At 73.1% G+C, this 25,187-nt stretch carries 26 protein-coding genes; 5 read left to right on the top strand and 21 right to left on the bottom strand.

What is annotated here, in order from left to right; translation table 11 throughout:
- The first annotated feature begins 28 nt into the window (after window positions 1-28).
- Window positions 29-541 (top strand): hypothetical protein, encoded by a 513-nt coding sequence (locus tag VMF70_15610; protein ID HTT69451.1) that lies wholly within the window; start codon window positions 29-31, stop codon window positions 539-541.
- A 35-nt stretch (window positions 542-576) separates the two neighbouring features.
- Here the strand turns inward: VMF70_15610 and VMF70_15605 are convergent, their stop codons facing one another.
- From VMF70_15605 to VMF70_15530, 16 genes are all read right to left on the bottom strand, one after another.
- Window positions 577-1,593, bottom strand: a complete 1,017-nt coding sequence (locus VMF70_15605) for a DNA recombination protein RmuC (GenBank protein ID HTT69450.1) — start codon at window positions 1,591-1,593, stop codon at window positions 577-579.
- 10 nt (window positions 1,594-1,603) lie between these two features.
- Window positions 1,604-2,596 (bottom strand): ABC transporter ATP-binding protein, encoded by a 993-nt coding sequence (locus VMF70_15600; protein ID HTT69449.1) that lies wholly within the window; start codon window positions 2,594-2,596, stop codon window positions 1,604-1,606.
- A 60-nt stretch (window positions 2,597-2,656) separates the two neighbouring features.
- A complete protein-coding gene (locus VMF70_15595) occupies window positions 2,657-3,682 on the bottom strand; it encodes an ABC transporter ATP-binding protein (protein ID HTT69448.1) in 1,026 nt (341 codons plus the stop codon).
- The gene (locus tag VMF70_15590; GenBank protein ID HTT69447.1) at window positions 3,679-4,524 is read right to left on the bottom strand and encodes an ABC transporter permease; all 846 of its coding nucleotides are present in this window, start codon (window positions 4,522-4,524) and stop codon (window positions 3,679-3,681) included. The genes VMF70_15595 and VMF70_15590 overlap by 4 nt, the downstream gene beginning before the upstream one ends.
- A gap of 76 nt (window positions 4,525-4,600) precedes the next feature.
- Window positions 4,601-5,572: an ABC transporter permease gene (locus tag VMF70_15585; protein HTT69446.1), complete on the bottom strand. Its 972-nt coding sequence runs from the start codon at window positions 5,570-5,572 to the stop codon at window positions 4,601-4,603.
- 3 nt (window positions 5,573-5,575) lie between these two features.
- Window positions 5,576-7,192, bottom strand: coding sequence for an ABC transporter substrate-binding protein (locus VMF70_15580; GenBank protein HTT69445.1), 1,617 nt, complete (start codon window positions 7,190-7,192; stop codon window positions 5,576-5,578).
- Between the two features lie 132 nt (window positions 7,193-7,324).
- Window positions 7,325-10,102 carry a pitrilysin family protein gene (locus VMF70_15575; GenBank protein ID HTT69444.1) on the bottom strand — a complete coding sequence of 926 codons (2,778 nt, stop codon included), beginning with the start codon at window positions 10,100-10,102 and terminating at the stop codon, window positions 7,325-7,327.
- Between the two features lie 151 nt (window positions 10,103-10,253).
- On the bottom strand, window positions 10,254-11,030 hold the full coding sequence (locus tag VMF70_15570; GenBank protein HTT69443.1) for a hypothetical protein: 777 nt from the start codon (window positions 11,028-11,030) through the stop codon (window positions 10,254-10,256).
- 170 nt (window positions 11,031-11,200) lie between these two features.
- Entirely contained in the window at window positions 11,201-12,823 is a 1,623-nt protein-coding gene (locus VMF70_15565; GenBank protein ID HTT69442.1) for an aldehyde dehydrogenase family protein, read from the bottom strand.
- Window positions 12,824-12,959: 136 nt separating this feature from the next.
- Entirely contained in the window at window positions 12,960-13,613 is a 654-nt protein-coding gene (locus VMF70_15560; protein ID HTT69441.1) for a lysoplasmalogenase, read from the bottom strand.
- Window positions 13,614-13,659: 46 nt separating this feature from the next.
- Entirely contained in the window at window positions 13,660-15,135 is a 1,476-nt protein-coding gene (gcvPB, locus tag VMF70_15555) for an aminomethyl-transferring glycine dehydrogenase subunit GcvPB (protein HTT69440.1), read from the bottom strand.
- 9 nt (window positions 15,136-15,144) lie between these two features.
- A complete protein-coding gene (locus VMF70_15550) occupies window positions 15,145-15,828 on the bottom strand; it encodes a metal-dependent hydrolase (protein HTT69439.1) in 684 nt (227 codons plus the stop codon).
- Window positions 15,829-15,838: 10 nt separating this feature from the next.
- Window positions 15,839-17,179 (bottom strand): aminomethyl-transferring glycine dehydrogenase subunit GcvPA, encoded by a 1,341-nt coding sequence (gene gcvPA / locus VMF70_15545; GenBank protein ID HTT69438.1) that lies wholly within the window; start codon window positions 17,177-17,179, stop codon window positions 15,839-15,841.
- A gap of 61 nt (window positions 17,180-17,240) precedes the next feature.
- Window positions 17,241-17,630, bottom strand: a complete 390-nt coding sequence (gene gcvH, locus VMF70_15540) for a glycine cleavage system protein GcvH (GenBank protein ID HTT69437.1) — start codon at window positions 17,628-17,630, stop codon at window positions 17,241-17,243.
- A gap of 105 nt (window positions 17,631-17,735) precedes the next feature.
- Complete coding sequence (coaE, locus tag VMF70_15535; GenBank protein ID HTT69436.1) at window positions 17,736-18,359, bottom strand: dephospho-CoA kinase; 624 nt, start codon at window positions 18,357-18,359, stop codon at window positions 17,736-17,738.
- Window positions 18,359-18,982 (bottom strand): thymidine kinase, encoded by a 624-nt coding sequence (locus tag VMF70_15530; GenBank protein ID HTT69435.1) that lies wholly within the window; start codon window positions 18,980-18,982, stop codon window positions 18,359-18,361. The genes coaE and VMF70_15530 overlap by 1 nt, the downstream gene beginning before the upstream one ends.
- Window positions 18,983-19,149: 167 nt before the next feature.
- On the opposite strand from VMF70_15530, the gene VMF70_15525 reads away from it, so the two are divergent.
- Window positions 19,150-19,440, top strand: a complete 291-nt coding sequence (locus VMF70_15525) for an HU family DNA-binding protein (protein HTT69434.1) — start codon at window positions 19,150-19,152, stop codon at window positions 19,438-19,440.
- A 63-nt stretch (window positions 19,441-19,503) separates the two neighbouring features.
- Here the strand turns inward: VMF70_15525 and VMF70_15520 are convergent, their stop codons facing one another.
- The 3 genes from VMF70_15520 to VMF70_15510 all read right to left on the bottom strand — a co-directional run bounded on the left by VMF70_15520 (window position 19,504) and on the right by VMF70_15510 (window position 22,643).
- Window positions 19,504-20,790 (bottom strand): DbpA RNA binding domain-containing protein, encoded by a 1,287-nt coding sequence (locus tag VMF70_15520; GenBank protein ID HTT69433.1) that lies wholly within the window; start codon window positions 20,788-20,790, stop codon window positions 19,504-19,506.
- Between the two features lie 186 nt (window positions 20,791-20,976).
- Window positions 20,977-21,864 carry a DUF1259 domain-containing protein gene (locus VMF70_15515; GenBank protein ID HTT69432.1) on the bottom strand — a complete coding sequence of 296 codons (888 nt, stop codon included), beginning with the start codon at window positions 21,862-21,864 and terminating at the stop codon, window positions 20,977-20,979.
- Window positions 21,865-21,908: 44 nt separating this feature from the next.
- Complete coding sequence (locus VMF70_15510; GenBank protein ID HTT69431.1) at window positions 21,909-22,643, bottom strand: hypothetical protein; 735 nt, start codon at window positions 22,641-22,643, stop codon at window positions 21,909-21,911.
- Between the two features lie 270 nt (window positions 22,644-22,913).
- Between VMF70_15510 and VMF70_15505 the strand changes: the two genes are divergently transcribed.
- Window positions 22,914-23,525 (top strand): GyrI-like domain-containing protein, encoded by a 612-nt coding sequence (locus tag VMF70_15505; GenBank protein ID HTT69430.1) that lies wholly within the window; start codon window positions 22,914-22,916, stop codon window positions 23,523-23,525.
- On the opposite strand, the gene VMF70_15500 is transcribed toward VMF70_15505, so the two are convergent.
- Window positions 23,522-23,896, bottom strand: a complete 375-nt coding sequence (locus VMF70_15500; GenBank protein ID HTT69429.1) for a transcriptional regulator — start codon at window positions 23,894-23,896, stop codon at window positions 23,522-23,524. The genes VMF70_15505 and VMF70_15500 overlap by 4 nt on opposite strands.
- Window positions 23,889-24,515, bottom strand: coding sequence for a hypothetical protein (locus VMF70_15495; protein HTT69428.1), 627 nt, complete (start codon window positions 24,513-24,515; stop codon window positions 23,889-23,891). Before VMF70_15495 ends, VMF70_15500 begins: the two co-directional genes overlap by 8 nt.
- A gap of 93 nt (window positions 24,516-24,608) precedes the next feature.
- Between VMF70_15495 and VMF70_15490 the strand changes: the two genes are divergently transcribed.
- Window positions 24,609-25,016, top strand: a complete 408-nt coding sequence (locus VMF70_15490; protein ID HTT69427.1) for a hypothetical protein — start codon at window positions 24,609-24,611, stop codon at window positions 25,014-25,016.
- Window positions 25,013-25,162, top strand: a complete 150-nt coding sequence (locus tag VMF70_15485; GenBank protein ID HTT69426.1) for a hypothetical protein — start codon at window positions 25,013-25,015, stop codon at window positions 25,160-25,162. The genes VMF70_15490 and VMF70_15485 overlap by 4 nt, the downstream gene beginning before the upstream one ends.
- Window positions 25,163-25,187 lie beyond the last annotated feature (25 nt).

Below are 25,187 nucleotides of genomic sequence, written 5' to 3'. Positions count from 1 at the left end.
CCGGTTCCAGACGGCGAGGAGGAGGGGAATGAGCTGGTTCACACTCGTGCTGCGCGTGTTGCACGTCGGGGGCGGCGTCTTCTGGGCGGGAGCGACGTTCATGCTCGCCGGCTTCGTCGAGCCGGCAGCCGCGGCGGCGGGCGCCGACGGCGGCCGGTTCGTGCAACGGCTGGCCGGTGGCCGTTATCCGATCGTCGTCGCGGCGGTCGCGCTGGTCTCGATCGCGGCCGGCGTCTGGCTGCTGTCCATCGACTCGGCCGGATTCCAGCCGGCGTTCATGCGGAGCGGACTCGGCGTCACCCTGTCGATCGGCGCGCTGTGCGCGCTGCTGGCTGCGGTCATCGGGATCGGGGTGTCCGGCCGGACCGCGGCGCAGCTGAAGCGGGTCGCCGCGGCCGTCCCGGGACAGTCGGGTGGCCCGTCGCCTGAGCAGCTCGCCCGCGTCGTCGCGCTGCAGGGCCGGCTCCGGACCGGCGGCCGGCTCACGGCCATGCTGCTCGGCGTCACCGTGGTCTGCATGGCGATCGCGCGATACGTGTAGCGACGTTGGTGGGTGGCAGGTGGTGGGTGGCAGTGCTACGGGGTGGGTGTCGCCGAAGCGGCGCCAGCATCCTCGGCCGGCGGCTCCTCACCACCTACGACCTGCAACCCACCACCTGCCTGGACTCCGGTGATCTTCTCGAACCTCTCCTGAATCAGGCCGATCTGTCGCTCGGCCTCGCCGTACTGGCGCGCGGCGTGGTCGAGGTGCTTGCCGACCAGCCGGTACGCGGCGTCGAACCGCACGAACTGCTGCTGCAGGCCGCCCAGCGACTGCAGGATCTCCCGCGCCTGCTTCTCGACCTCGAGCCCCTTCAGCCCGTGCAGGATCGCCGCGAGGTAGGCGTAGAAGGTGTTGGGTGAGACCGGAATGACCTTGCGGCGCAGCGCGTAGCCGACGACGCTCTCGTCGCCGTCGAGGTCGTCGCCGCGGACCACCGCCTCGTAGTAGACGTTCTCCGCCGGGATGTACATCATCGCGAACTCGAACGTCCCCTCGTCCGGCCGGATGTACTTGTCCGCGATCTCGTCGATGCGGTCGCGCAGCGAGCGGCGGAACGCTCGCCGCTCCCGTTCGGCGCTGGCGGCGTCGGCGGCGAGCATCCGCTGACACGCCTCGAGCGGGAACTTCGCGTCCACCGGCACGAGCCGGTCGCCGACGCGGATGGCGGCATCCACGCGCTCGCCGGAGCGGAAGGCGTACTGGGTCGTCCACAGGCCTTCCGGCAGGACCTGGCGCAGCAGCTCCTCGAGCCAGACCTCGCCGAGCGTGCCGCGGAGGCGCGGGACCTGGAGCAGCTCCTGCACCTTGGCGACGGTCTGGCCCACGGCCTCGAGCCGCCCGGTCGCCTCGGCGAGCCGGCCGAGACGCTCCCTCATGTCGCCGACGACCCCGCCTTGCGACGCCACCAGCGCGTCGAGGCGGCCCCGCACCTCGACGAGCTGTTGCTGGAGAAGGGCCGTCTCGGGCCCGGGAGCCGCCGGCCGCCGGGCCACGAGCACGAGCAGCAGGCCCACGGCGACCACCAGCAGGACGAGGACCGCCGCAGTCACGGGTGGCGCCTCAGCGTCCGGCGAGGTGGCAGGCCACGAAGTGCCCCGTGCCGAGCTCCCGCAGCTCCGGCCGCACCGTCCGGCACGTCTCGTCCTTGCCCGGGTGCTGGCAGCGCGGGTGGAACGGGCAGCCGGGCGGGGGATGGACGGGCGACGGCGGGTCTCCGGCCAGCACGATGCGCTGGCGTCCCTTCCCGGGATCGGGCACCGGGACGGCGGTGAGCAGCGCCTGCGTGTAGGGGTGCAGGGGCTGCCGGTAGATCCGGTCCGCGGGTCCCTGCTCCACGATCCGGCCCAGGTACATCACCGCGACGCGCGGCGCGATGTGGCGGATGACGGCGAGGTCGTGGGAGATGAAGAGGTACGACAGGCCCCGCCGGGACTGCAGGTCCACCAACAGGTTCAGGACCTGCGCCTGCACGCTCACGTCGAGCGCGGAGACGGGCTCGTCGCACACGAGGAATTCCGGCTCCACCGCGAGGGCTCGGGCGATGGCCGCCCGCTGCCGCTGGCCTCCCGAGAACTCGTGCGGGTAGCGTGCGGCCGAGCCCGCCGGCAGGCCGACCTCCTCGAGCAGGGCCTCGACGCGGCGATCGGCCTCGGCGCCGCGCGCCAGCCGGTGCACCTCGATCCCCTCCCGGACCGCGCGGCCGATGGACTGGCGCGGGTCGAGCGAGCCGTCGGGATCCTGGAAGACCACCTGCATCCGCCGCCGCACCCGCCGCAGCGCGGCCGGGTCGAGCGCGAACAGGTCCTGGCCGTCGAACCGCACCTCGCCCGAGGTGCGGTCGACCAGCCGCAGGATCGTGCGGCCGAGCGTCGTCTTGCCGCAGCCCGACTCCCCGACCAGGCCGAGCGTCTCCCGGGCCGCGATGTCGAAGCTCACCCCGTTGACGGCCTGCACCGTCTCGCGGCGTGCGCCGAGGAGGCCCGTCCTGCGCACGAAGTGCGTGACCAGGTCGCGGACCGCGACCAGCGGCGGGGCCGGCGAGGCGGGACTCACCTCTCACGCCTTTCGCTTTTCACCTCTCACCTCTCACTCGACCCTCTCACCTCTCACCTCTCACCTCCGTCGCCTCTCCGGCTCCTCGACCAGCCAGCACCGCGCCCGGTGCCCCTCCGCCACCGGGAGCAGCGGCGGCATCTCGGTGCGGCACCGATCCCAGGCGTGCGGGCAGCGCGGGTGAAAGCGGCAGCCCGCCGGCCAGTCGGTCGCGGGTGGCACCTGGCCGGGGATGGCGCGCAGCCGGTCGCGGCGCTCCTCGAGGCGCGGGATCGCGGCCAGCAGCCCCTCGGTGTACGGGTGCGCCGCCCGGGCGAACACCCGCGCCGTCGGAGCCTCCTCGACGATCTGGCCCGCGTACATCACGTAGACGCGCCGCGTCCGCTCCGCGACGATGCCGAGGTTGTGGGTGATCAGCAGCACCGCCATCCCGAGCTTCCGCTGCAGGGCGTCGAGCAGCTCGAGGATCTCGGCCTGGATGGTGACGTCGAGCGCGGTCGTCGGCTCGTCGGCCAGCAGGAGCTGGGGCCGGCAGGCGAGCGCCATCGCCAGCAGCACCCGCTGCCGCATCCCGCCGGACAGCTGGTGCGGGTAGGCCGCGGCGCGGCGCTCCGCGTCGGGGATGCCGACGGCAGCCAGCATCTCGACGGCGCGCCACCGCGCGGTGCTGCGGGTGACGGCCTCGTGGGCGCGGATCGCCTCGGCGATCTGGGAGCCGACCCTGAGGACCGGGTTGAGGGCACTGAGCGGATCCTGGAACACGAGCGCGACGTGGTTGCCCCGCACGGCCCGGATCTCCTTCGGGCCGAGCGCGAGCAGGTCGCGTCCCTCGAGGCGTACGCTGCTCCCGTGCGCGATGTGCCCGGGCGGCTCGACCAGCCGGAGGACGGCCAGGGCGGTGACGCTCTTGCCGCAGCCCGACTCGCCGACCAGGCCGACGGTCTCGCCCTCGCCCACCGTGAGGTCGACGCCGTCCACCGCCCGCGCCACGCCGTCCGGCCCCGTGAAGCGCACGGCGAGGTCGCGGACCTCCAGCAAGGGCGCGCGCGGCGCCGCGGGGGCGTCGGGCACTGGAGCGCCGCTCACGCCGCCATCCGGGGGTCGAGCGCGTCGCGCAGTCCGTCGGCCGCGAGGTTGAAGGCCACCACGGTGACGACCAGGGCGAGCCCGGGCGCGAGCGCCACCCAGGGGGCCGTGAGCAGGACGTCCTTGCCGTCCATGATCATGTTGCCCCAGGTGGGAGTGGGCGGCCGAACCCCGAGGCCCAGGTACGACAGGCCCGCCTCGAGGAGGATGATGTTGCCGACGTCGAGTGACGCGCTCACGATGACCGGCGCGGCCACGTGAGGCAAGAGGTGGCGGCGCACGATGCCCGGCGCCGGGGCGCCGAGGGCGCGCGCGGCGACGACGAACTCCGCCTCCCGCAGGCTGAGCACGGCGGCGCGCACGATGCGGCTCGTCTGGAACCACCCCGTCGCCGCGATGAGTACCACCACCGCCGCCGCCGGGGCGTCCTCCCAGACGGCGAACACCGCGAGCAGGAGCAGGATGCGGGGCAGCGCCATCGCGACGTCCACGCCGCGCATCAGCAGCTGGTCGGTGCGCCGGCCGGCCAGCCCGGCCACCAAACCCATGCCGGCGCCGAGCGTCACGGCGAGCAGCGCCGCGCCGGTGCCGACCACCAGGGAGACCCGGGCGCCGTGCAGCGTGCGGCTCAGCACGTCGCGGCTGAACGGGTCCGTGCCCAGCGGGTGGGCGAGCGACGGCGGCCGGTCCTGCAGCCGCACGGGGTCGGGCTGCGCCAGGGGGTCGGCCGTCAGCCACGGCGCCAGCAGCGCGGCGAGCGCCAGCAGGACCACCAGGCCGGCGCCCCGCACCGCGGGGCGGTTGCGGGCGAAGCGGCGCGCGGCCAGCCGCCAGGGGCTCACCGCGCCACCCCATGCACGGCCCGACGCCCGCGGCGGTCTTCGCGCCGCCCGCACTCGACCGGCGACGTTCTGGACCTCACCGGTCCAGCCTGACGCGCGGGTCGGCGACCGCCACCGCCACGTCGGCGAGCAGGTTGCCGAGCGCGACCAGGACGCCTGCGACGAGCGCCACGGCCGTGATCACGTTGTAGTCGCGGGCGAAGATCGCGTCGTACGTGACCCGCCCGAGGCCGGGCCAGCCGAAGATGCTCTCGACCAGCACCGAGCCGGAGAGGAAATAGGGCACCGACAGGCCGGCCAGCGTGATGGTGGGCGCCAGCGCGCCCCGAAGCGCGTGCCGGAGCAGGACCGCCCGCTCCGGGAGCCCCCGGGCACGGGCGCTGCGGATGTGGGTCGCGCCGAGGGTGTCCACCAGGGCGCTGCGCTGGAAGCGCGCGAACGCGGCGGCCTGGACCAGGGCCAGGCTCGCGGCCGGCAGCACGAGGTGGCGCGCGACGTCGAGGACGCGCCCGGCCGGGGAGAGGGTGTCGTGGAGCGCGCTGGTCATGCCGCTCACCGGCAGCCAGTGCAGCTGCTCGCCGAAGACCAGCAGGAGGACCAGCCCGAGCCAGAAGACCGGCACGGAATACAGCACCAGCGTGGCCACGCCCAGCGCGGTGTCGGTGCGCGAGTGGTGACGGGCGGCCTGCGCGGCGCCGACCGCCAGGCCCAGGAGCAGCGAGGCCAGCAGCGCGACGCCGCCGAGCAGCAGCGTGTTGGGCACGGCCTCGGCGAGCACGGCGGCGACGGGCCGGTGCAGGACGAACGACTCGCCGAGCTGGCCGCGGGCGAGGTTGGCCGCGTAGCGGAGGAGCTGCTCCGGGAGGGGGCGATCGAGCCCGAACAGCGCCCGCTGGCGGGCGATGGTCTCCGGCGAGGCGAAGGTCCGTTCCGGCGCGCCGAGCATCGGCGCGCCCGGCGCGGCGTGCGCGAGGACGAAGGTGACGAGGACGACGGCCGCGACGCTGACGACGGCGAAGCCGAGGCGCCGGGCGACGAACCCGAGCACGGGCTACGGTCCCGGGGCGCCCCGGTCGCTCGCGGCGCGCGGCGGCTCGCGCACGTGCCACCCGGTGACCGTGGCGAGCCAGGCGTCGGGCCGGATCGTGACGTCGGCGATGCGCGTGCTGACGGCCGCCTCGTTCCGCGGCGAGAACAGGAACACCGCGGGCGCCTCGTCGTTGAGACGCTCCAGCGCACGCCGCCAGCGCGGCGCGGCGTCCGCCCGCGTGCGGGCGCGCAGGGCGGCCGCGGTCAGCGACTCGAACGTCCCGTCGGCGTAGCCGCCGATGTTGGCGCCCGCGCCCGGGCTCCACCACTGCAGCAGGGACGCCGGGCTCGGGTCGGTCGTCCGGGACACGATCGCGGCATCGAAGTCGCCGGTCACGGTGCGTCGCTCCATGACCGTGAACTCCACGGGCCGGATGCGCACGTCCACGCCGAGGCGGCGGAGCTCGTCCTGCAGGATCACGGCGGCCTGCTGCCGCGACTGGCTCGAGGTCGGCACCAGCAGGTCGAACTGCAGCGGCGTCCCGCCCCGGGCGCGCATCCCGCCGGCCGCGCCACGCCGCCAGCCGCGCTGGTCGAGCAGGCGGGCCGCGGCGGCGGTGTCGTAGGGGAGCTGGCGGATGGAATCGCTCCAGATCGCCTGCATCGGGCTGACCGCGCCGACCGCGAGGTCGGCGAACGGGCCGAACACCGAGCGCACGACGGTCTGGCGGTCCACCGCCATCGCGATGGCGCGCCGCACGTCGCGGTCCGCGAACGGCGGCCGCCGCAGGTTGAACACGACGGCGGCGTAGAACGGGGACGGGTACGGAACGAGCCGCACGTCGCGCGACTGCTGCACGCGCTCCAGCTGCCCGCGGGCGGGGATCACCTCCATGGCGTCGGCCTCGCCCGCGAGCAGCTGGCTGACCGCGCCGGCGAGGTCGGGCGACACGCGCCACATCAGCCGGTCCAGCCCCGGCCTGCCGAGGAAGAACGCGGTGTCGGCCGCGAGCGAGATCTCGGCGCCGGCCCGCCAGCTCACGAACCGGTACGGCCCGTCGCCGACCGGCGCGCGCGCGAACGGGGCCGACGCGAGCCGCGCCGCCGGGATCGTGTCGAGCAAATGCCGCGGCAGGATCCGCATGTGATAGGTCGCGTCGTACAGCTGCTCCGGATACCAGCGCCGGAACCGGAAGGCCACGGTGAGGCTGTCGCGGACCGCGACCGACGCGATGGGCGCGAGAAACGGCGCCAGCGGCGCGTTCACCGCCGAATCGCGGTAGGTCCGGAACGTGAAGGCCACGTCCGCCGCCGTCACCGGGGTGCCGTCCTGCCAGTGCGCCCGGGGATCGAGGTGGAAGACGATCGTGAGCGAGTCGGGGTGGTCCCAGCTCCGGGCGAGCACCGGGCGGAAGCCCGAGTCGTCCACCGTGTTGAGGCCGAGCTTCAGCTCCGCTAGGCGGCAGAACAGGAGGTCGGAGACGTTGATGCCGGTTTCGAGCGCGGTGACCGGCGGCAGGAGGACGTCGGCGTCGCCCGTCGTGGCGATCACCATCGTGCCGCCGGCGGCCGGTGCCGCAGGTCGTCTCGCGCACCCGGCGAGCAGCGCGGCCGCCACGAGCACAACGCCGGTTCTCACGGCGCCCAATCTACTGCTTCGCGCGCCTCCGTCTAGCGGAGCCGGCCAATCCGGCGCACCGGGTGATTCGCCCCCGACGTCACGAGGGGGCGCCGTGGCGCCCCCTCGTGGTCCGCGAATGGTCCGATCCGGTCACTCCGCCGGATGGTGGGCGAAGTCCCCGGCCTCCACGATGACGAACTTCGCCGGGTCGAGGTAGCGGCGGATCGCCGCGTTGATCTGGTCCACCGTCAGCGCCTGGACTTTCCGCTCGAGATCCGCGTCATAGGCCAGGGTGCGATGGTAGAACAGGTACGACATCAGCGTGCCCGCCAGCTGCTGATCCTGGGCCCGTCCGACCTCGCGCGACTGCAGCCACCCCGCCTTGGCCTGCTCGACCTCGGTGGCCGTGAACCCGTCGCGGAGCGCCCGGTCGATCTCCTCGCGGAAGGCGGTCGCGAGCTTGCGGACGTTCTGGGGAGCGTAGATCGCGTACGCGGCGAAGGTGCCGCTCGAGTCCATCGCTCCCGCGTTGAGCATCGAGCCGACGCCGTAGCTCAGACCCTCCTTCTGCCGGATGCGGGCGGCGAGCCGGGAGTTGAGGAATCCCCCGCCCAGCATGTAGTTGCCGAGGATCAGCGCCGGGTACTCGGGATCGTCGTCGCGGATGTGCAGGTTCATGCCCGCGACGAACATCGCGTTCGCCTTGTCGGGGGTCTCGATCACGACGGTCGTGTCGGGACGGGCCTGGTAGGGTTGCGGCACGCGCGCGTACGGCTGCGCGCTGCGCCAGTCGCCGAGGCGCGCGGTCACCAGCTGCGTGATCTGCGCCGCGTCGAAGTCGCCCACCACCGACAGCTCGGCGTTGGAGGCGCCGTAGAAGTCGGCGTAGAACCGGCGCACGCCCTCCAGCGTCGCCGCGGCATAGCTGGCCGCCAGCTCGTCCAGCGTCGCGACGTAGCGGGGATCGCCCTTGGGGTAGTCGCCGAGGCGGCGCTGGAAGGTCCGGAAGGCGATCGCCGTGGGCTCGCTCTTCTGCTCCTCGATCTGGGCCAGGTTCTCCTGGACCAGCGCGCGGAACTCGGTCGAGTCGAACGCCGGCTCGCGCAGGACCTCGCCCAGGAGGCCGAGCACCGCCGGGAGCCTCGGCCGCGTGGTCTCGATCATGACCGAGGTCGAGGTCGCGCCGCCGAACACGTTCACCCGCGCCTGCAGCTTGTCGAGCGAGTCCTTGATCTGCTGCCGGGTGTGGTGGAGCGAGCCGCGCAACAGCATGTCCGCCGCCAGGTCGGCGATCTCCGCCTTGCCGGTCACCGCCGTCTCGCTGCCGTAGCGCAGCCGCAGCATGGCGTTGACCGTCTGACCGCGGGTGCGCTTGGGCAGCAGCGCCAGCTGCAGCCCGTTCGCCAGCGTCGAGCGCGTGGTGCGCTGCTCGATGTTCGCCGGGGACGGATCGAACGCCTCGCCCGCCACGCGCGCCGTGTCGCCGTGATAGTCGCGCACCAGCGCGGCCACGTCCGGCACCGGGGGAATCTCGGCGCGCACCGGGGCCGGGGTCGGGATGAAGAGCCCCAGCGTCCGGTTGGACGGCACCAGGTAGCGGCTGGCGACCCGCTGCACCGCCGCCGGCGTCACGGCCTTCAGGCGGTCGCGGTACAGGAACAGCAGGCGCCAGTCGCCCATCGCGGCCCATTCCGACAGCTGCAGCCCGACCCGCGACGAGTTGTTGAGATTCAGCTCGATGTTGCGCAGCAGGGACGCCTTGCCGCGCTCGACTTCCTCGGCCGTCGGCACCGTGACGATCACCGAGTCCACCGTGCGCTCGAGCGCCGCCCGCGCGCTGTCCAGCGGGTCGCCAAGCCGGACCCGGGCGTAGAGGTACAGGATGCTGGGGTCGCGGAACTGGAACGCGATGGCGCCCACGTCCGCCGCCTTCTTGGTGTCCACCAGCGCCTTGTACAGCCGCCCGGAGGGCGCGCTCCCGAGCACCTCGCTCAGCACGTCCACGGCGGCGTAGTCCGAGTCCGAGCCCGCCGGGACGTGGTAGGCGGCCGCGACGACCTGGACGTCGCCCACCCGCCGCAGCGTGACGCTGCGCTCGCCGTCCTGCGTGGGCTCGACCGTGTAGGTCGGGTAGATCTTGAGCACGCCGCTGCGGTCCGGCCGCGGGATGCTCCCGAACCTGCTGGTGACGAGCTGCAGGGTGTGCGCCGGATCGAACTTGCCGGCGACGACCAGCACCGCGTTGTCGGGCTCGTAGTAGCGGTGGTAGAACGACTGCAGCCGCTCGATCGGCACCAGCTCGATGTCGCTCCTCGCGCCGATCGTGGCCTTGCCGTAGTTGTGCCACAGGTACGCCGTCGAGAGCGTGCGGTCCATCAGCACCCCGAACGGGTCGTTCTCGCCGGACTCGTACTCGTTGCGCACCACCGTCATCTCGGACTCGAGGTCGTGCTTGGCGACGAAGCTGTTGACCATCCGGTCCGCTTCGAGGTCGAGCGCCCAGGTCAGGTTCGTGTCGGTGGCCGCGAACGTCTCGAAGTAGTTGGTGCGGTCGAACCAGGTCGTGCCGTTCGGCTGCGCCCCGTGCTCGGTCAGCTCCTGCGGGATGTTGCGGTGATGCGGCGTGCCCTTGAACATCATGTGCTCGAGCAGGTGGGCCATTCCCGTCTCGCCGTACCCCTCGTACCGCGAGCCCACCAGGTAGATGATGTTCACGGTGATGGTCGGCTTGGACGAGTCGGGGAACAGCAGCACCTTGAGTCCGTTCGCCAGGTCGTACTCGGTGATGCCCTCGACCGTCGGGCCGCGCACCGGCGCCGGTGCGGCCGCCGCGGCGTGGGACGGGCGCGGCGCGGGGTGTCGGGGCTTCGGTTGCTGGGCGGCGAGGGGGACGGCGATCGCAACAAGCAGGATCGGCAGCACGCGCATGAAAGCCTCCGAGCGAGGGCGTGACGATGGATGGCAGGTCGGCCGCGAAGTGGAAGCGGTTGTTTCCGGGGTCTTACTATGCAGCGCGCGTCACGGGAGCGTTAGGCCGGCGGGGCGGGCGCACCGATCCCTTTGGCCGGCTTGGCGTTAGCTACCGGCGCCAGGTCCAGGCGGGGTCGGCGTACGTGGCCACGAGCCGCTCGGCCGATCGCCGCAGGGGCGCCGGCAGCGCCCGGGCGCCGGCCGGCACGCCCCAGCGGACGGCCGCCGCGGCGTGGATGGCCGCGCTCACCGCGCCCCAGCTGGCCCCCGGGGGGCCGATCAGCTCGGCTAGGCCGGTGGCGGCGGGAGCCTTGGCCTCGCCCACCGTGACGGCGGCGACCACGTCCTGCTCGGCGGCCAGGAGCAGCGAGCCGTGCTGGAGGAACGCGCCGTCGCCGCGCACCTGGGCGCTGCCGACGAGCTTGCCGCCTCCCGGCGCCGTCACCTCCCCGCCGGCCGCGCTGGCGAAGCAGGCCCCGGAGCCGACGCCGTCGGTCGGCCGGTCGGCCGCGAGCCGCACGTCGGCGCCGAGCGCCGCGAGCGCCGCGGCGAGCATGGCGTGGATCTCGCGGTACGTGTCTCGCAGCGATCCGAACGTCGCGGCCGGGGCGGCCACGGCGTAGGTGACCTCGCGGTGGTGCCAGACGGCGCGGCCGCCGGTCGGGCGGCGCACCACCGGGAGGCCGCGCGCGGCGATCGCGGCGCGGTCGTAGCGCGTCAGCGCCGGCTCGTTGCGTCCGAACGAGAGGGTCGGGGGATCCCACGCGTAGAGCCGCAGCGCGCAGCAGCCCTCGCGCTCGGCCGCCGCAAGCAGCGCGGCGTCGAGAGACATGTTCCAGGGGCCGGATGCGGGCTCGTCGACGAGGACCAGCCAGTCGGTGCTCACCTCTCACTCTTCATCGGCGCACACCTTGAGAAGTGAGGTGTGAAGGGTGAGAAGTGAAAGTGCGAGGTGAGGAGTCTCGGTGAGAAGTGAGCGGCGGTGGTGAGAAGCGGCACCGCTCCTCTCACGTCCTTGCCTCTCACCGCTCACTTGAACCTCTCACCGCTCACTTCTCACTTCTCACTTATCAGCGTCCTGCTCTGCTCTCTCATGAATTGCTGCAGGTAGTACAGCCCGCCGGCCGACTTGCCCGTGGAGCCCGACCCCTTCCAGCCGCCGAACGGCTGCAGCCCCGGCCAGGCGCCGGTGGTCGCGCCCTGCGGCCGGTTCGCGTAGCAGGTGCCGGACTCGATCCGCTCGAAGAACCACTGCGCTTCCCGCTGGTTCCCGTAGAATCCGGCCGTCAGGCCGTAGTCCACGTCGTTGGCCCGGCGCATGGCGTCGTCGAGCGAGTCCACGGCGGCGATCATCGCGATGGGGAGGAACATCTCTTCGCGCCACAGCCGGTGGCTCGCCGGCACGTTGTCCGCCAGCGTCGGCGCGCAGAAGTACCCCTTCGCCAGGTCTCCCTGGGTGAGCCGCCGGCCGCCGAACAGGATCGTCCCCGCCTGGCGCAGCTCCGCGCAGTAGCTCTCGTAGCTCCGGGCGCCGGCCGCATTGGCCACCGGGCCGAGCCAGTTCTCCCGCACCGTGGGGTCGCCGATGTTGGTGCGCTCGAGCAGCGCGAGCAGGCGGGCCGTCAGCTGGTCCTTGACCGGGCGCTCCACGAAGATGCGACTCGTGGCCGAGCACTTTTGGCCCTGCAGGCCGAAGGCCGAGCGGTAGCAGCCGAGCGCCGCCTGGTCGAGGTCGGCATGGCGCGAGACGATCGTCGCGTTCTTCCCGCCCATCTCGGCGATGCACGGCCGGGGCCACTTCCCGCCGGCGAAGCTGCGGTAGATGTGCATGCCCACGTCGAACGAGCCGGTGAACGTGATGCCGTCCACGTGCGGGTTGGTGATCAGCTCCTCGCCGAGCGTTCCTCCCGGCCCGGTCACGAAGTTGTAGACGCCCCTGGGCAGGCCCGCGTCGAGGAAGCAGCGCGCGAGGAAGTACCCGACCCACGGCGTGTCGGTGGCGGGCTTGGCCACCACCGTGTTGCCGGCCAGCAGCGCCGCGCCCGAGGGCCCGCCCGAGAGTGCCACGGGGAAGTTCCACGGCGAGATCACCACCCAGACGCCATAGGGACTGAGCAGGCTGGTGTTGGACGCCGTGAAGCCCCGGAGTGGATCGCGGCCCATCGGCGTCACGTAGCCGTCGTGCCGCTCCATCTGGTCGCAGTAGTACGAGATGAGGTCCGCCGTCTCCTGCACGTCGCCCAGCGCCTCCATCCGGTTCTTGCCGACCTCCAGCGAATCGATCGCGGCGAACTCGAAGACGCGCTTGTTGATCAGGGCGGCGGCGGCGCGCAGGTACCGCACCCGCCGCTGCCAGGGGAGCGCACGCCAGGCGGGGAACGCCTTGCGCGCCGCGTCGATCGCAGCCCGGGCGTCGTCCACGCCGCCTTTCTGGAACCGGCCCAGCAGCCAGTCCGTGTCGATGGGGCTCTTGTCCTCGAACTGCTCGGCGGCGATGCGCGGCTCGCCGCCAACGAGGAGCGGGTAGTCGCGGCCGAGCTCGCTGCGCACCTTGGCGAGCGCCCGGTCGTAGCTCGCGTGCAGTGCCTCGGGCGGCTCGAACATGGTGGCGTACGTGAGATGGAAGGCGGCAGCCCTGCTCGGGGCTGCCTTCTTGGCGCTCTTGGACTTAGCAGGCACGGGAGGTCCCCGGACGTTCGGGTGGGCGGCGGTCTGCAGGCGCCGAGAAGACTAGCAAACCGCGGGCCAGGAAGGTAGCCCGATCCGGCGCGTCGGAGTTGCGGTCGAACAGGGGCTGCGACCCGGCGACGCGGCGTCAGGCTCTCACCGACAGCGCGATCAGCGTCTGCGCAGCCCAGTACGCGGCCAGCTCGAGCGCGTGCGCTTCGCGCGACGGATGGCGGAAGCGGCGCACGGCGAGAATCGCGTCCGAGGCCACGAACAGCGAGGCGCCCGCGAGCGCGCAGAGATAGGAGGCGTGGGTGACGTCCGGGGCGCGGCCGCGGGCCGCCGCGCGCCAGGCCATCGCGCACAGGACGGTGACGTACGCGAGAACCGGGACTCGCAGCGCCCCCAGATCGCTCCACACGTAGCGGGTGACCGCCGCGCCTGCGACCAGGAACGGCACGAGGAGGCGGAGCTGCCCCGGGGCGATGGGGTTGCCGAGCGTGAACGCGGCGAGGTAGGCCAGGTGCGCGAGCAGGAACGCGGCCAGGCCGGCGGCGAAGCGGTCGGGACGGGGAAGCAGCAGCACGTCGCCCGCGAGCGAGAGCGCGAGCCCGAGCACCACGAGGCCGCGGTACGGCTGGCTGCCCGGCCGGATCAGCCAGGCGGCGCCGAGCAGGATGATGAACGTCGTGATGGGCTTGAAGAGGGCGAAGCCGGGGCGGTCGTCGCGGGCGGCGGCGAGGAGGGCGAAGCCGGCCGAGATCGCGACCGCGCCGATGAACAGGAGCGTCGAGGGCTGCATCGTTTCCTTCCCGCTGGCTGCCGGCCCGCGGCGGTGGGCCGGGTCCTTACCGGCCGAACGCGTACCTCACGTCGGGGTTCCGCGCCGCCGCCGCCTCGTCGAACCGGCTCACCGGCGTCAGGCGGGGCGCGCCGGTCACCAGCTCCGGCTGCTCCTCCGCCTCCTTCGCGATCTGCAGCATCGTGTCGGCGAAGCGGTCCAGCTCGTCCCTGGTCGCGGTCTCGGTCGGCTCGATCATCAGCGCTTCGGGCACGATGAGGGGGAAGTACACGGTCGGGGCATGGAAGCCGTAGTCGAGCAGCCGCTTGGCGATGTCGAGCGTCTTGACGCCGTAGTTCTCCTTGAACGGCGTGCCGGTCGCCACGCACTCGTGCATCCCCCGTCCGAAGGGCAGCGGGTACTTCGCTTCGATCCGCGCGGCGAGGTAGTTGGCGTTCAGCACCGCGGCCTGCGCCGTCTCCCGGATGCCCTCGCGGCCCAGCATGGAGATGTAGGTGTAGGCGCGCACCATCATCCCGAAGTTCCCGGCGTAGCCGTGCAGCTTCCCGATCGTCTGCGGGCGGTTCCACTCGCGGCGGTAGGCGTCACCGATCTTGACGACCGTCGGCACGGGCAGGAACGGCTCGAGGTGCTGCTTCACGGCCACCGGGCCCGCCCCGGGCCCGCCGCCGCCGTGCGGCGTCGAGAACGTCTTGTGGAGGTTGAAGTGCATCGCGTCCACGCCGCTCTCGCCCGGCCGCACCACGCCCATGAGGGCGTTCATGTTGGCCCCGTCCATGTAGAGCAGGGCGCCGGCCCGGTGCACCATCGCCGCGATCTCGACGACCTCGGTCTCGAATCGGCCCACGGTGTTGGGGTTGGTGAGCATTACCGCTGCGGTGTCCGGCCCCAGCGCCGCCTTCAGGGTCCCGAGGTCCATCTGGCCGCGGGCATCGGACTTGATCGCCTTCACCACGAAGCCCGCCAGGGCGGCCGTGGCCGGATTGGTGCCGTGGGCGCTGTCGGGGATGATCACCGTCTTGCGCGCCGCGTCGCCCCGCGAGCGGTGGTAGGCGGCGATCAGGAAGATGCCCGTCATCTCCCCCTGCGCGCCGGCCGCGGGCTGGAGCGTGATCGCGTCCATCCCGCTGACGTCCTTGAGCCACTCGCCCAGCGTGAACATCAGCTGCAGCGCGCCCTGGCACGCCGAGTCGGGCGTGAAGGGATGCAGCGCGGCGAACCCTGGCAGCCGCGCCATGTCCTCGTTGACCTTGGGGTTGTACTTCATGGTGCACGACCCCAGCGGGTACAGGGCGCGGTCCACGTGGTGGTTCTTGAGCGACAGCTCCACGAAGTGCCGCATCACCTCGAACTCCGGCACCTCGGGCAGGCGCGGCGGGTCCCGGCGCAGCGCCGCGGCCGGCAGCAGGTCGGCCGCGCGGCGCGGGGCGACCGGCCTGGGCACCCGCGTGCCGCCGCGTCCGCTCCGCGAGCGCTCGAAGATGAGGGGCGTGGGAATCGGGCTCAGCGGGAACGGCTGCATGGTCGTCCTCTAGAAGGCGTACGACTGGCCGGGCTGGAGCACCACCACCTGGGCGAGCGCTCCGACCGCCTGCTTGAAGGCCTGGGGATCGGCCTCGATCACCGGGAAGGTGCCCCAGTGCATCGGGATGGCCACCCGCGGCTTGACGAACGACACGGCGCGCACCGCGTCCTCGATCCCCATCGTGAAGTTGTCGCCGATGGGGAGCAGCATCACGTCCACGCGGCCCTCGAGCAGCTGCATCTCCAGCGTGAGGGCGGTGTCGCCGGTGTGGTACACGCTGCGGCCCCCCACCGTGACCACGAAGCCGCAGGGGAACGTGGTGAACCGTCCCGCGTCGTCGCCCTCGATGCCGCCGCCGTGGAACGCCACCACCAGCTTCACCTTCCCGAACGGGAACTCGCGCGCGCCGCCGAGGTGCATCGGGTGCACGTTCGGCGCGCCCTGCTCGGCGCAGAACAGCGCCAGCTCGTACGGTGCCACGATCGTGGCCTTGTGCAGCTTGGCGAGCGGAATGGCGTCGCCGAGGTGGTCGCCGTGGCCGTGGGTGAGCAGGATGGCGTCCGGCCTGGGCAGCGCGGCGGCCTCGATGTCGGCCAGCGGGTTACCCGTCAGGAAGGGGTCGAACACGATCCGCTTGCCGGCGTGCTCGAGCACGAAGCAGTCGTGGCCGTGGAAGGTGAGCGTGGGCATCGCCGTCGGCTCAGATCTTCTTCAGCACTTCGACCAGCCGGTCCACGTCGGCGGTGGTGCGCTTCTCGGTCGCCGCGATGAGCAGCGCGTGGCCGTCCTCCATCGGGGAGGCGAAGCGGTCGAGTGCGACGCCGGGCAGCACGCCGAGCTCCGCGGCGCGGTGGACGATCTCGGCCGCGGGCTTGGGCGTCCGCACCGCGAACTCGTGGAAGAACGGGCCGCCCGGACAGAGCGGCGCGTACCCCTTGATCCGGGTCACGGCGTCGTACACCGCGTGGGCGTTGACGCACGACGCCTCGGCGACGCCCCGGAGGCCCTCGAGGCCCACCGTGGCGAGGTACACGGTGGCGGCGAGCGCCAGCAGCCCCTGGTTGGTGCAGATGTTGCTGGTCGCCTTCTCGCGGCGGATGTGCTGCTCGCGCGTCTGCAGCGTCAGCACGAAGCCGCGCCGGCCCTCGTGGTCCCGGGCCACCCCGACGATGCGGCCGGGCATGTGCCGGATGTAGTCCTGCTTGGCGGCGAAGATGCCGAGCACCGGGCCGCCGAAGCTCATCGGGATGCCGAGGGGCTGGCCCTCGGCCACGGCGACGTCGGCACCGCGGGCGCCGGGGCTCTCGAGCAGCGCCATCGCGACCGGATTGAACGCCACCACGAGCAGGGCGCCGGCGTCGTGCGCCGCGGCGGCGCACGCGCCGAGGTCCTCGATCACGCCGAGGAAGTTGGGCTGCTGCACCACCAGGCAGGACGCGCCGGCGAGGAGCGGGCCCGCGGCGGCGAGGTCGAGCGTCCCGTCGGACCGGCGCGGGGCCACCGCGACCGTGCGTCCCGTCGCGCCGATGTAGGTCTCGGTCACGCGGCGGTAGTGGGGGTGCACGGTGTGCGCCATCACCACCCGGGGCCGGTCCTTCTTCACGCTGCCGGCCAGGATGGCCGCCTCGGCGCAGGCACTCGCGCCGTCGTACATGGAGGCGTTGGCGACGTCCATGCCCGACAGCTCGCACATCATGGTCTGGAACTCGTAGATGACCTGCAGCGTGCCCTGCGAGACCTCGGGCTGGTAGGGCGTGTAGGCCGTGTAGAACTCGGAGCGCCGCAGCACGTGGTCCACGATCGAGGGCACCCAGTGGTCGTACATCCCCGCGCCCGCGAAGCAGACCAGCGGGGCGTCCTCGCCCGCCAGCGCGCTCACCGCGCGCACGGTGTCCCATTCGGGGGAGGCCTCGGGCACGGCGAGCGGCCGGCCCGACCGCAGCGCGGCGGGGATCGCCGCGAACAGCTCGTCGAGCGAGGCGATGCCGATCGTCTTCAGCATCTCGCGGACGTCGGCGTCGCTGTGGGGTACGTAGGACATGGGAGATCGAGCCTGAGGGGAGAATGTGCAGCGCCCCGGGGATTGGCCCGGGGCGCCGTGGTTACTGTCCGATGTGCGCGGCGTAGTCCGCGGGGCCGAGCAGCTCGCCGAGCTCCGCGGGGTTCGTGACCCGCAGGCGGATCATCCAGCCCCCGCCGTAGGGGTCCTTGTTGATCACCGAGGGGTCGCCCTCGATGGCCGCGTTCACCTCCACCACTTCACCGGCGACCGGGCAGTACAGCTCCGAGACCGCCTTCACCGCCTCGATGGTGCCGAACGGCTCCATCTTGCCGAACGTGGCGCCGGGCTTGGGGAGATCCACGTACACCACGTCGCCGAGCTCGCCCTGGGCGTAGTCCGTGATCCCGACTTCGACGATCCCCGGCTTGCCAGTCTGGTGGACGTATTCGTGCTCTTCGGTGTAGGCGAGGTCGTCCGGGATCTTCGACATCGGGGCTCCACGTGCAGCGAGGGTTCCTGGCGGCCCCAAAGGGTATTCGGGGCGCCGGCCGGTGTCAAGCGAAAAACGCGCGCCCGCGCGGCGCCGCGCGCGGCTCTAGCGCCGCGCGTTGCGGCGGCGGGTCACCTCGGCGGTGAGCGCGTCCCACGCGGCTCGCGCGTTCGCCTGCAGCGCCTCGAGCGAGCCGTCGTTGTCGATGACGATGTGGCTCTTGGCGCGCTTGAAGCGGCTCGACAGCTGCGCGCTCATCACGTCCCGGGCTTCCTCGTCGGCGTAGCCGCGCAGCTCCACCAGCCGCCGCCGTCGCGTCTCCTCCGGCGCGTCCACCAGGACCACCACGTCCCACGCGTCGGGATCGAGGACCTCGAACAGCAGCGGGATGTCGGACACGACGATCGCGGCGCCGGCCTTGCGGGCGTCCTCGAGCCGCTCGGCGTGCAGCCGCATGACCTCGGGATGGGTGATGGCGTTGAGCACCGCCCGGCGCTCGTCGTCGCCCATCACCCGGCGCCGCAGCAGCGCGCGGTCCAGCGAGCCGTCGGCGAGCGCCAGGTCGTCGCCGAACCGCGCGAGGATCGCGGCCAGCGCCGGCCGGCCGGGGGCGACCGCCTCGCGCGCCAGCTGGTCGGTGTCCACCACCACCGCGCCCCAGTGCGCGAAGTGCGCCAGCACCGTGCTCTTGCCCGCCGCGACGTTGCCGGTGAGAGCGACCGAGAGCATCAGGCGGGCGCCGAGATCTCGAACAGCTTGCGCTGCAGCTCGTCCCTGCGCGGCACGTCGTGGCAGTGGCGGCAGCGCGCCTCGTAGGCCTCGTGCCCGCCCACCATGATCTGCGGCGAGTCGTAGGGCGCGGGCTGGCCGTTCACCAGCCGCTGGTTGCGGGTCGCGGGCCCGCCGCACACCACGCAGATGGCGTGCAGCTTGTCCACGATCTCCGCCGCGGCCATCAGCGCCGGCATCGCGCCGAAGGGCTCGGCGCGGAAGTCGGTGTCGATGCCGGCGAGGATCACCCGCACCCCCCGGTCGGCGAGCGCGTTGGCCACTTCCACGATCCCCTCGTCGAGGAACTGCGCTTCGTCCACCGCCACGACCTGCGTGTCCGCCTTGAGGCGCTGCATGATCTCGCGCGCCTCGTTGATCGGCTCCGCCTCAGCGATGCCGCCATCGTGGCTCGAGACCGTGTAGATCCCGGCGTAGCGCGCGTCGAGATGGGACTTGAAGACCTGGACCTTGTTCCTGGCGATCACCGCCCGGCGGATCCGGCGGATCAGCTCCTCGCTCTTGCCGCTGAACATCGAGCCGCAGATGACTTCGATCCAGCCGGGCTTGGTACCGTGGAACATCTTCGATCCTGGGTGGGCGGGAGGGGTGCGGAAGTATGAAAGTCGGTGCCGAGGGGGTCAAGGCGCGGACTTTCCCTATTGCGAAAAATCAAGGAAATACCTAGGTTTTCGGGCATATCGGGGCACCGCCCCGCTACGCACACCCCCCACTGCGAAGGAGTCCTCCGGTGAACAAGTCCGATCTCGTGGGCGCGCTGGCAGGCAAGACGAAGATGTCGAAGGCGGATGCCGGTCGCACGGTCGAGGCGCTGTTCGCTCCGAGCGGCGTCATCGCCAACGAGCTGAAGAAGGGCGCCAAGGTGCAGATCACCGGCTTCGGGAACTTCGAGACCAGGAAGCGCGGCGCTCGCAAGGGGCGCAACCCGCGCACGGGCAAGGAGATCACCATCAAGGCGTCGGTCGCTCCGGTGTTCCGCGCCGGCAAGGGCCTCAAGGACGCCGTCCGCAAGAACAAGTAGCCCGGCCACCGATCCGCTGATTTTTGAGGCGCCGCCTCGGGTTTCCCGGGGCGGCGCTTCGCGTCAGGACCCCTTGCCCGGGCGGCCGGCCGCCGCCGGGGCGTGGCCGCGATCCAGCCGCGCGGCCACCCGGCGGCCCCGCAGGCTCGTGCCGGTCAGGGCACGCACCACCCGCTCCGCATCCTCGGCCCGCACCTCGACCAGACAGTAGAGCTCGCGCACCTCGATCTTCCCGACGTGCTCGGCGGCCAACCTGGCCTCGCCGACGATCGCGCCCAGCAGGTCACCGGGGCGCACGTTGTCCTTCTTGCCGACGCCGATCCACAGCTTCGCCCACGCGGGCACCGCGCCCGGCGTCTCGGCGCCGGCGCCCGGCGCCGCCGCGTCGGGCGGGGCGTGCGCCCCGGCGGGCGCGCCCGGGCCGAGGCGAAGCGCCGCGGCGGCGACCTCGGCGGGATCGAAGCGGCCGAGCAGCGGGCCGATGAGGAACAGCTCGCGGTCCAGGCTATCGTGTTCGATGGTGTGCGCGAGCCGCGCGCGCAGCGCCTCCGACTGCCGCTCCAGGGCGTCGAACGCCGTCGGCAGTCGCAGCGCCGTGAGGGGCGCGAATACGCCCCGGAGCCAGGACAGCTGGCACGGCTCGACGACCAGGACGAGCCGCCGCGCCGCACCCGCCGCGGCCCGCGCCAGCCCCTCGGCGGCGTCGCGGCTCGGCGGGCACGGGGCGACGGTCACGTCGTCGTCCGACGCGGGATCGAGCGCGTCGAGAACGTCGCGGCGCACGGCGTCGAAGCGCTCGGGGCGGGCCACGACGTAGCTCGCGGGCCCGAGGGCGGCGGGGGCGGGCAGGTCGCTGGCGTCGTTGGGGGGGAAGCCGAAGGTGACGGCCTTGAACGCGTAGCGCTCGATGAGCGCTTCGATCTCGGGCGAGGGCGCGGAGACCAGGATGATGCGTTGGGCGTCGCGGGCCACTTCGGCCATCACCGCCGCGAGCGCCTCGCGTCCCTCGTCGTCGAGCTGCTCGGGCCACGCCAACACCACCGTCTGGAACTCCGCGGCCCTCAGGGCCGATCGCTTGAGGAGGCGGAGCGCGTCGGCCGGCGAGACCGAGAGGCGGCCCGGCAGTCCCGCGGTGAGCTGGCGCTGGGCGCGTGCGAGGCCGGAGACGGCGAGCGCGGCGGCGCGGGGTGCGGCCTCGTGGAGTGCGACGGCGCGGTCGGCGTCGGCGGCGAGGACGAGGACGGGACGGGACTCGGGGATGGCCTGAAGGTACGGCGCGGCGGCCGCGGGAACGGGCGGGACCAGGGCGGCCAGGTTATGGCCGCGAGCAACGACCGGTGAAGCGTCCACGGCTGCAACCCCCGAGTTGTCAAAGAGGAACGGCGATCCGCCGGGGAGAGTACCGTCGCGGGCGGCGTTCCTCAAGAGGGCGGGTGTCGCGCCGCCCGCTTGGGACCGCGCCGGGGCTGCGGTCGCGGCCAGGAGCCCGGGCGGGCCCAGGTCGGCCGCCGTGGGGTGCGCCTCGCGGCCGGGCCTTCACCGCGCCGCGTCGATTGCCGCCTTGAGGCCGGCGACCACGGCGGGCAGCGAGCCGTCGGCCCAGAAGTGGATGAAGTAGACCGGCGGCGTTTCGCCGACCATGTGGCCGTGCAGCGCCTCGACGACGATGCCGTTCGCCGCCATCGCGCGGAGCACCGGTGCCACCTGGGCCTCGAGGACCGCGAAGTCGCCCGTGGCCACCGCCCGGCGCGGCGTGATGGCCTGGATGTTGACCGGCGTGGCGAGAGCCAGCGCGGGCGGCAGCGTGCGCTTGTGCCAGCGCACCGGCCGGCTCACCAGCAGGAAACCGAGCTGTACCACGCTGCCCTGCGCGCGGCCGCCCCGGCCCAGCACGCGGAAGACCGTGGCGGTGTCGACCGTCACCGGCGGCGCCACGACCGCCGCCACCGGCCGGGGCGTGAGGGTCCGCGCGAGCACGGAATCGAGCCGGCGGGCCAGATCCAGCGCGGCCCCCTCGGCGTGGAAGTGCACGGAGACCAGCCTCGGCTGCTCGCCCACCAGGTGGTCGTGGATCCCCGTCACCTCGAGGCGCTGGTGGAGCAGCGCGGCCTCGACCGGACCGAGCTCGCCGGGCGTGAGCACCAGGTCGCCCATCACGAGGGCGTCGGCGGCCGACCCGGCGAATCCCGCCCACGCCCCCGCCACGAGCGGCACGGCGAGGGTGACATCGCCCAGCCGCACGGTGAAGTCGCGGCGCGGGAAGTTGTAGCGGACGTAGCCGGCCGCGGGGACGGCCGGCGTCTCGAGGATGGCCGCGACCGAGTCCCAGGGCGGCACCACCGGCTCCTGGGCGGCGGCGGGCGCGGCCCGGGCCAGCGCGGCGACGGCGCCCGCGAGCAGGGCGATGCCGGCGCGTCGGCCCACCGCGCTAGCCCGCTCCCGCCGCGGCGCGGAGCGCGCCCACGCGCTCAGGCCCGGCGCCGGGCCGGAGCCCGGCGGGCGCCGCGCGTGCCGCGCGCCTGCCGGAGCGCGACGCAGCACATCCCCGGGCGCGGGTCGAGCGCGGTCTCGACGCCGGGGGCGCCGAGTCCCGCCACGAGGCCCTGGAGCATGGCGTGGTTGGCGCCGCACACCAGGGCGCGATGGTGCAGGGCCAGGGCGTGGAACGGGCAGTTGCGCAGGCGCACCCCGGTGCCTTCCGGCGCGGGCTCGAAGCCCAGGATCTCCACCGCCGCCGTCACCGCCGCGAGCGGCCGCCGGCGTGCCGCGCCCCGCGGCGCCCCCTCGCCCATCTGCTTTCCGAGCCGCTCCCCGAACGCGCGTGCCACGCGCCCGAGGTCCCGGGAGCGCGCGGTCCCGCGCTCGAGCGCCTCGGCGAACAGCTCCGCCGCCAGCGCGTAGCTGCGCGGCGGGAGGCTCACGGCGAGCTGCTCGTCCGAACGGCGGTAGAGCTTCGCGGGCCGGCCGGCCCCCGGTCCCGAGCGCCCGGTGAGCCGGCGGTACTCGGCGACCAGCAGGCCGGCCGCCACCAGCTTGTCGAGGTGGAAGGCCGCCAGGGCCCGCGAGATCCCCGTCCCGCGCGCGGCCTGGTCGCGCGAGACGGCGCCGCCCCGGTCCACCGCGTAGAAGTAGAGGGCGCGCCGCGCGGGCTCCTCGAGCGCCGCGATGCCGGCGATCTGCCGCTCCAGGCGGTGGCGGGCCATGCCGCAATGTATCACGAGCGGCGGCTGGCGCTAGAGGCTTGCCGCCGCGCCGCGGGTTTCTTGAACGAGCACAACCGGTTCATAGAAACCCCGCGCCGGAGGAGGGCTCGTGCGGTACGACTGCGCGTTCCAGGGGCAGCGGATGCGGGGCACGGTCGAGGTCACGGCGGCGCGATCGGCGGGTGGGCGCGCCGGACCTGCGCGGCCGGGGTCTGGCCGCGGACCGCCGGCCGCGTCATCTTGGCGGCGGACCTCCACCCGGAAGCCGCGATGCCAGCCGCCCGCAAGCTCGATCTCCACCAGCTGTACGCCGCCGAGTACGCCGCGCCGCGCACGCCCGCGATCGTCGCGACGAAGCCGGCGCGCTACCTGTCCGCCGCGGGGTCGGGCGATCCCAGCGGCCCGGCGTTCGGCGAGAAGGCGGGCGCGCTGTACGCCGTCGCCTACGCCGTGAAGATGGCCCGCAAGCGGGCCGGCCGGGACTTCAAGGTCGCGGGCCTCGAGGGACTGTGGTGGGGCGTGGGGGTGTCGCGGTGGATGATCGAGGCCGACCGCGGGAAGTGGCGGTGGAAGGTCCTGATCCGGATGCCGGCGTTCGTCACCGCCGCCGAGGTGGTGGCAGCGAAGCGGCAGCTCCTCGCCAGGGGCAAGCCGAAGGCGATCGGCCGGGTGGCGCTGGAGCGGCTCGCCGAGGGGCGCTGCGTCCAGGTGCTGCACGTCGGTCCCTACATGGACGAGGGGCCGACGCTGGATGCGATGCTGGCGTTCGCCAAGGCGCAGGGCCTGAAGTTCAGCGGCAAGCACCACGAGATCTACCTGTCGGACCCGCAGCGCGTGAGGCCGGCGAAGCTGCGGACCATCCTGCGGCACCCGGTGCGCTAGCCCTCGCGGGTGGCGCGGATCAGCGCCTCCATGTGCTCGAGATAGCGCTCCAGCGCACGGCGGCCCGCGGCGGTGAGGCGGTACTCGGTCCGCGGCAGCCGCCCCTCGAACGACTTCGTGCAGGCGACGTACTCCGCCTCCTCGAGCTTGCGCGCATGCACGCTGAGGTTGCCGTCGCTGGTGCCCAGCAGCTTCTTCAGGTCGCCGAAGCTGAGCGACTCGTTCACCGCCAGCGCGCTCACGATGCCGAGACGGAGCCGCTCGTGGATCAGGCGGTCGAGCTCGGACGCGTGGCTCGCCGGACGGGTCCGCTCGCGCTCCTCCACGCGGCGCCGGTCCGCCTCCTTCCGCATCGCGCCGGCCCTAGCCACCGTGCTTCCGCGCGATCAGGGCGCCGAACACCACGTGCAGCACGCCGAAGCCCGCCACCATCAGCAGGTCGCCCCACGCGGCCGGCGCGGCCAGCGCCGCCGTGCCCACCACCATGAAGGAAAGGCCCATCACCGGGACCGTGCTGACCGAGAACGCGCCCGCCGTCGCGAACGCCGTCCCGTACAGGAGCAGCCAGGTTCCCGGCAGGATCGCGGTGGCCCCGCCGTAGTAGAGCGGAATGGTGAGGATCGCGCCCGCCGCCATCGGCGTGGCGAACGTCAGGGCGAACTTGCGGCCCGGCCGCCCGAACAGGGGCTGGCGCGCCCGCCGCGCCTTGCGCACCGTCATCCCGACGCCGATCACGACGCCGAGCAGCGCCTCCACCAGCCACACCCGCATCCACGCGCGGTGCGTCGCGGCCCGGGAGGCCAGGTACGCCGCGGGAAAGGCCGTGAGGCCGATGATGGCGCCGCCCCAGCCCGACAGCGCCGTGAACGACGCCGCGTTCTCCATGGTCGCCCGGATGTAGCGCAGGTCGTCCATGGCCCGCGCGTGCAGCGCGTCCGCCCCGGGCGCGGGGGCGCCGGGCGGCGGGGCCGGGGGGTCGAAACGTCGCATGTCCGCGAGGATAGGCGGGCGCCGCGGAAGTGTCAAGTACTTTGCTGTGCAAAGTCGTGCGGAACCTCCGCCCCCGCCTGCGGTACATCGCGCGTGAGCCGAACCCTCCCCGACGGCGGTCCGTCCGTTCCCCGCCCGCTCCGCGTGAGCGGGTACCACGGGGCGCCGACGCCGGCCACGCTGCTCGTCGTGCACTTCGACCGGTCGCAGCGGATGCGCCGCGCCGCCAAGGGGCTGGCCGGGTTCTGGGGCGCGATGATGGTGAGCGTGTTCATTCCCGTCGCGCATTTCGTGCTGGTGCCGTCGCTGTTCGGGATCGGGATCTGGCAGTTCCTGCGACGCCTGCGCCGGCGCGATCTGGTGCGCGGTGCGCACGCGGTCTGCCCCGACTGCGGCGTGGAGCAGGACTTCGAGCTCGCGGTCGGGCGCCGCTTCCCGCAGGGGGTGCGGTGCCGGAGCTGTCGCCGCGGGCTCACCATCGCCACCGTGGAGGCCGCGTGAAGCTGCTGCGGACGCTGCTCGTGTTCATCGCCGCCACCCTGCTCGCGGCCCTCGGCCAGCAGGTGATGGGCCTCGCCGGCATGGTCGTGGGCTCCATCGCCGGCATCTTCGTGGGCTACTGGGCCGCCCGGCGCCTGATGCCGTAGCGTTTCCGCGCTGTTGACAGCGGGG

It is taken from the genome of Gemmatimonadales bacterium (assembly GCA_035502185.1).
In the GTDB taxonomy this organism is placed as follows: Bacteria; Gemmatimonadota; Gemmatimonadetes; order Gemmatimonadales; family JACORV01; genus Fen-1245.
The sequence above is the reverse complement of the archived record's forward strand: the minus strand, read 5'-3'. Positions and strand labels throughout refer to the sequence as shown.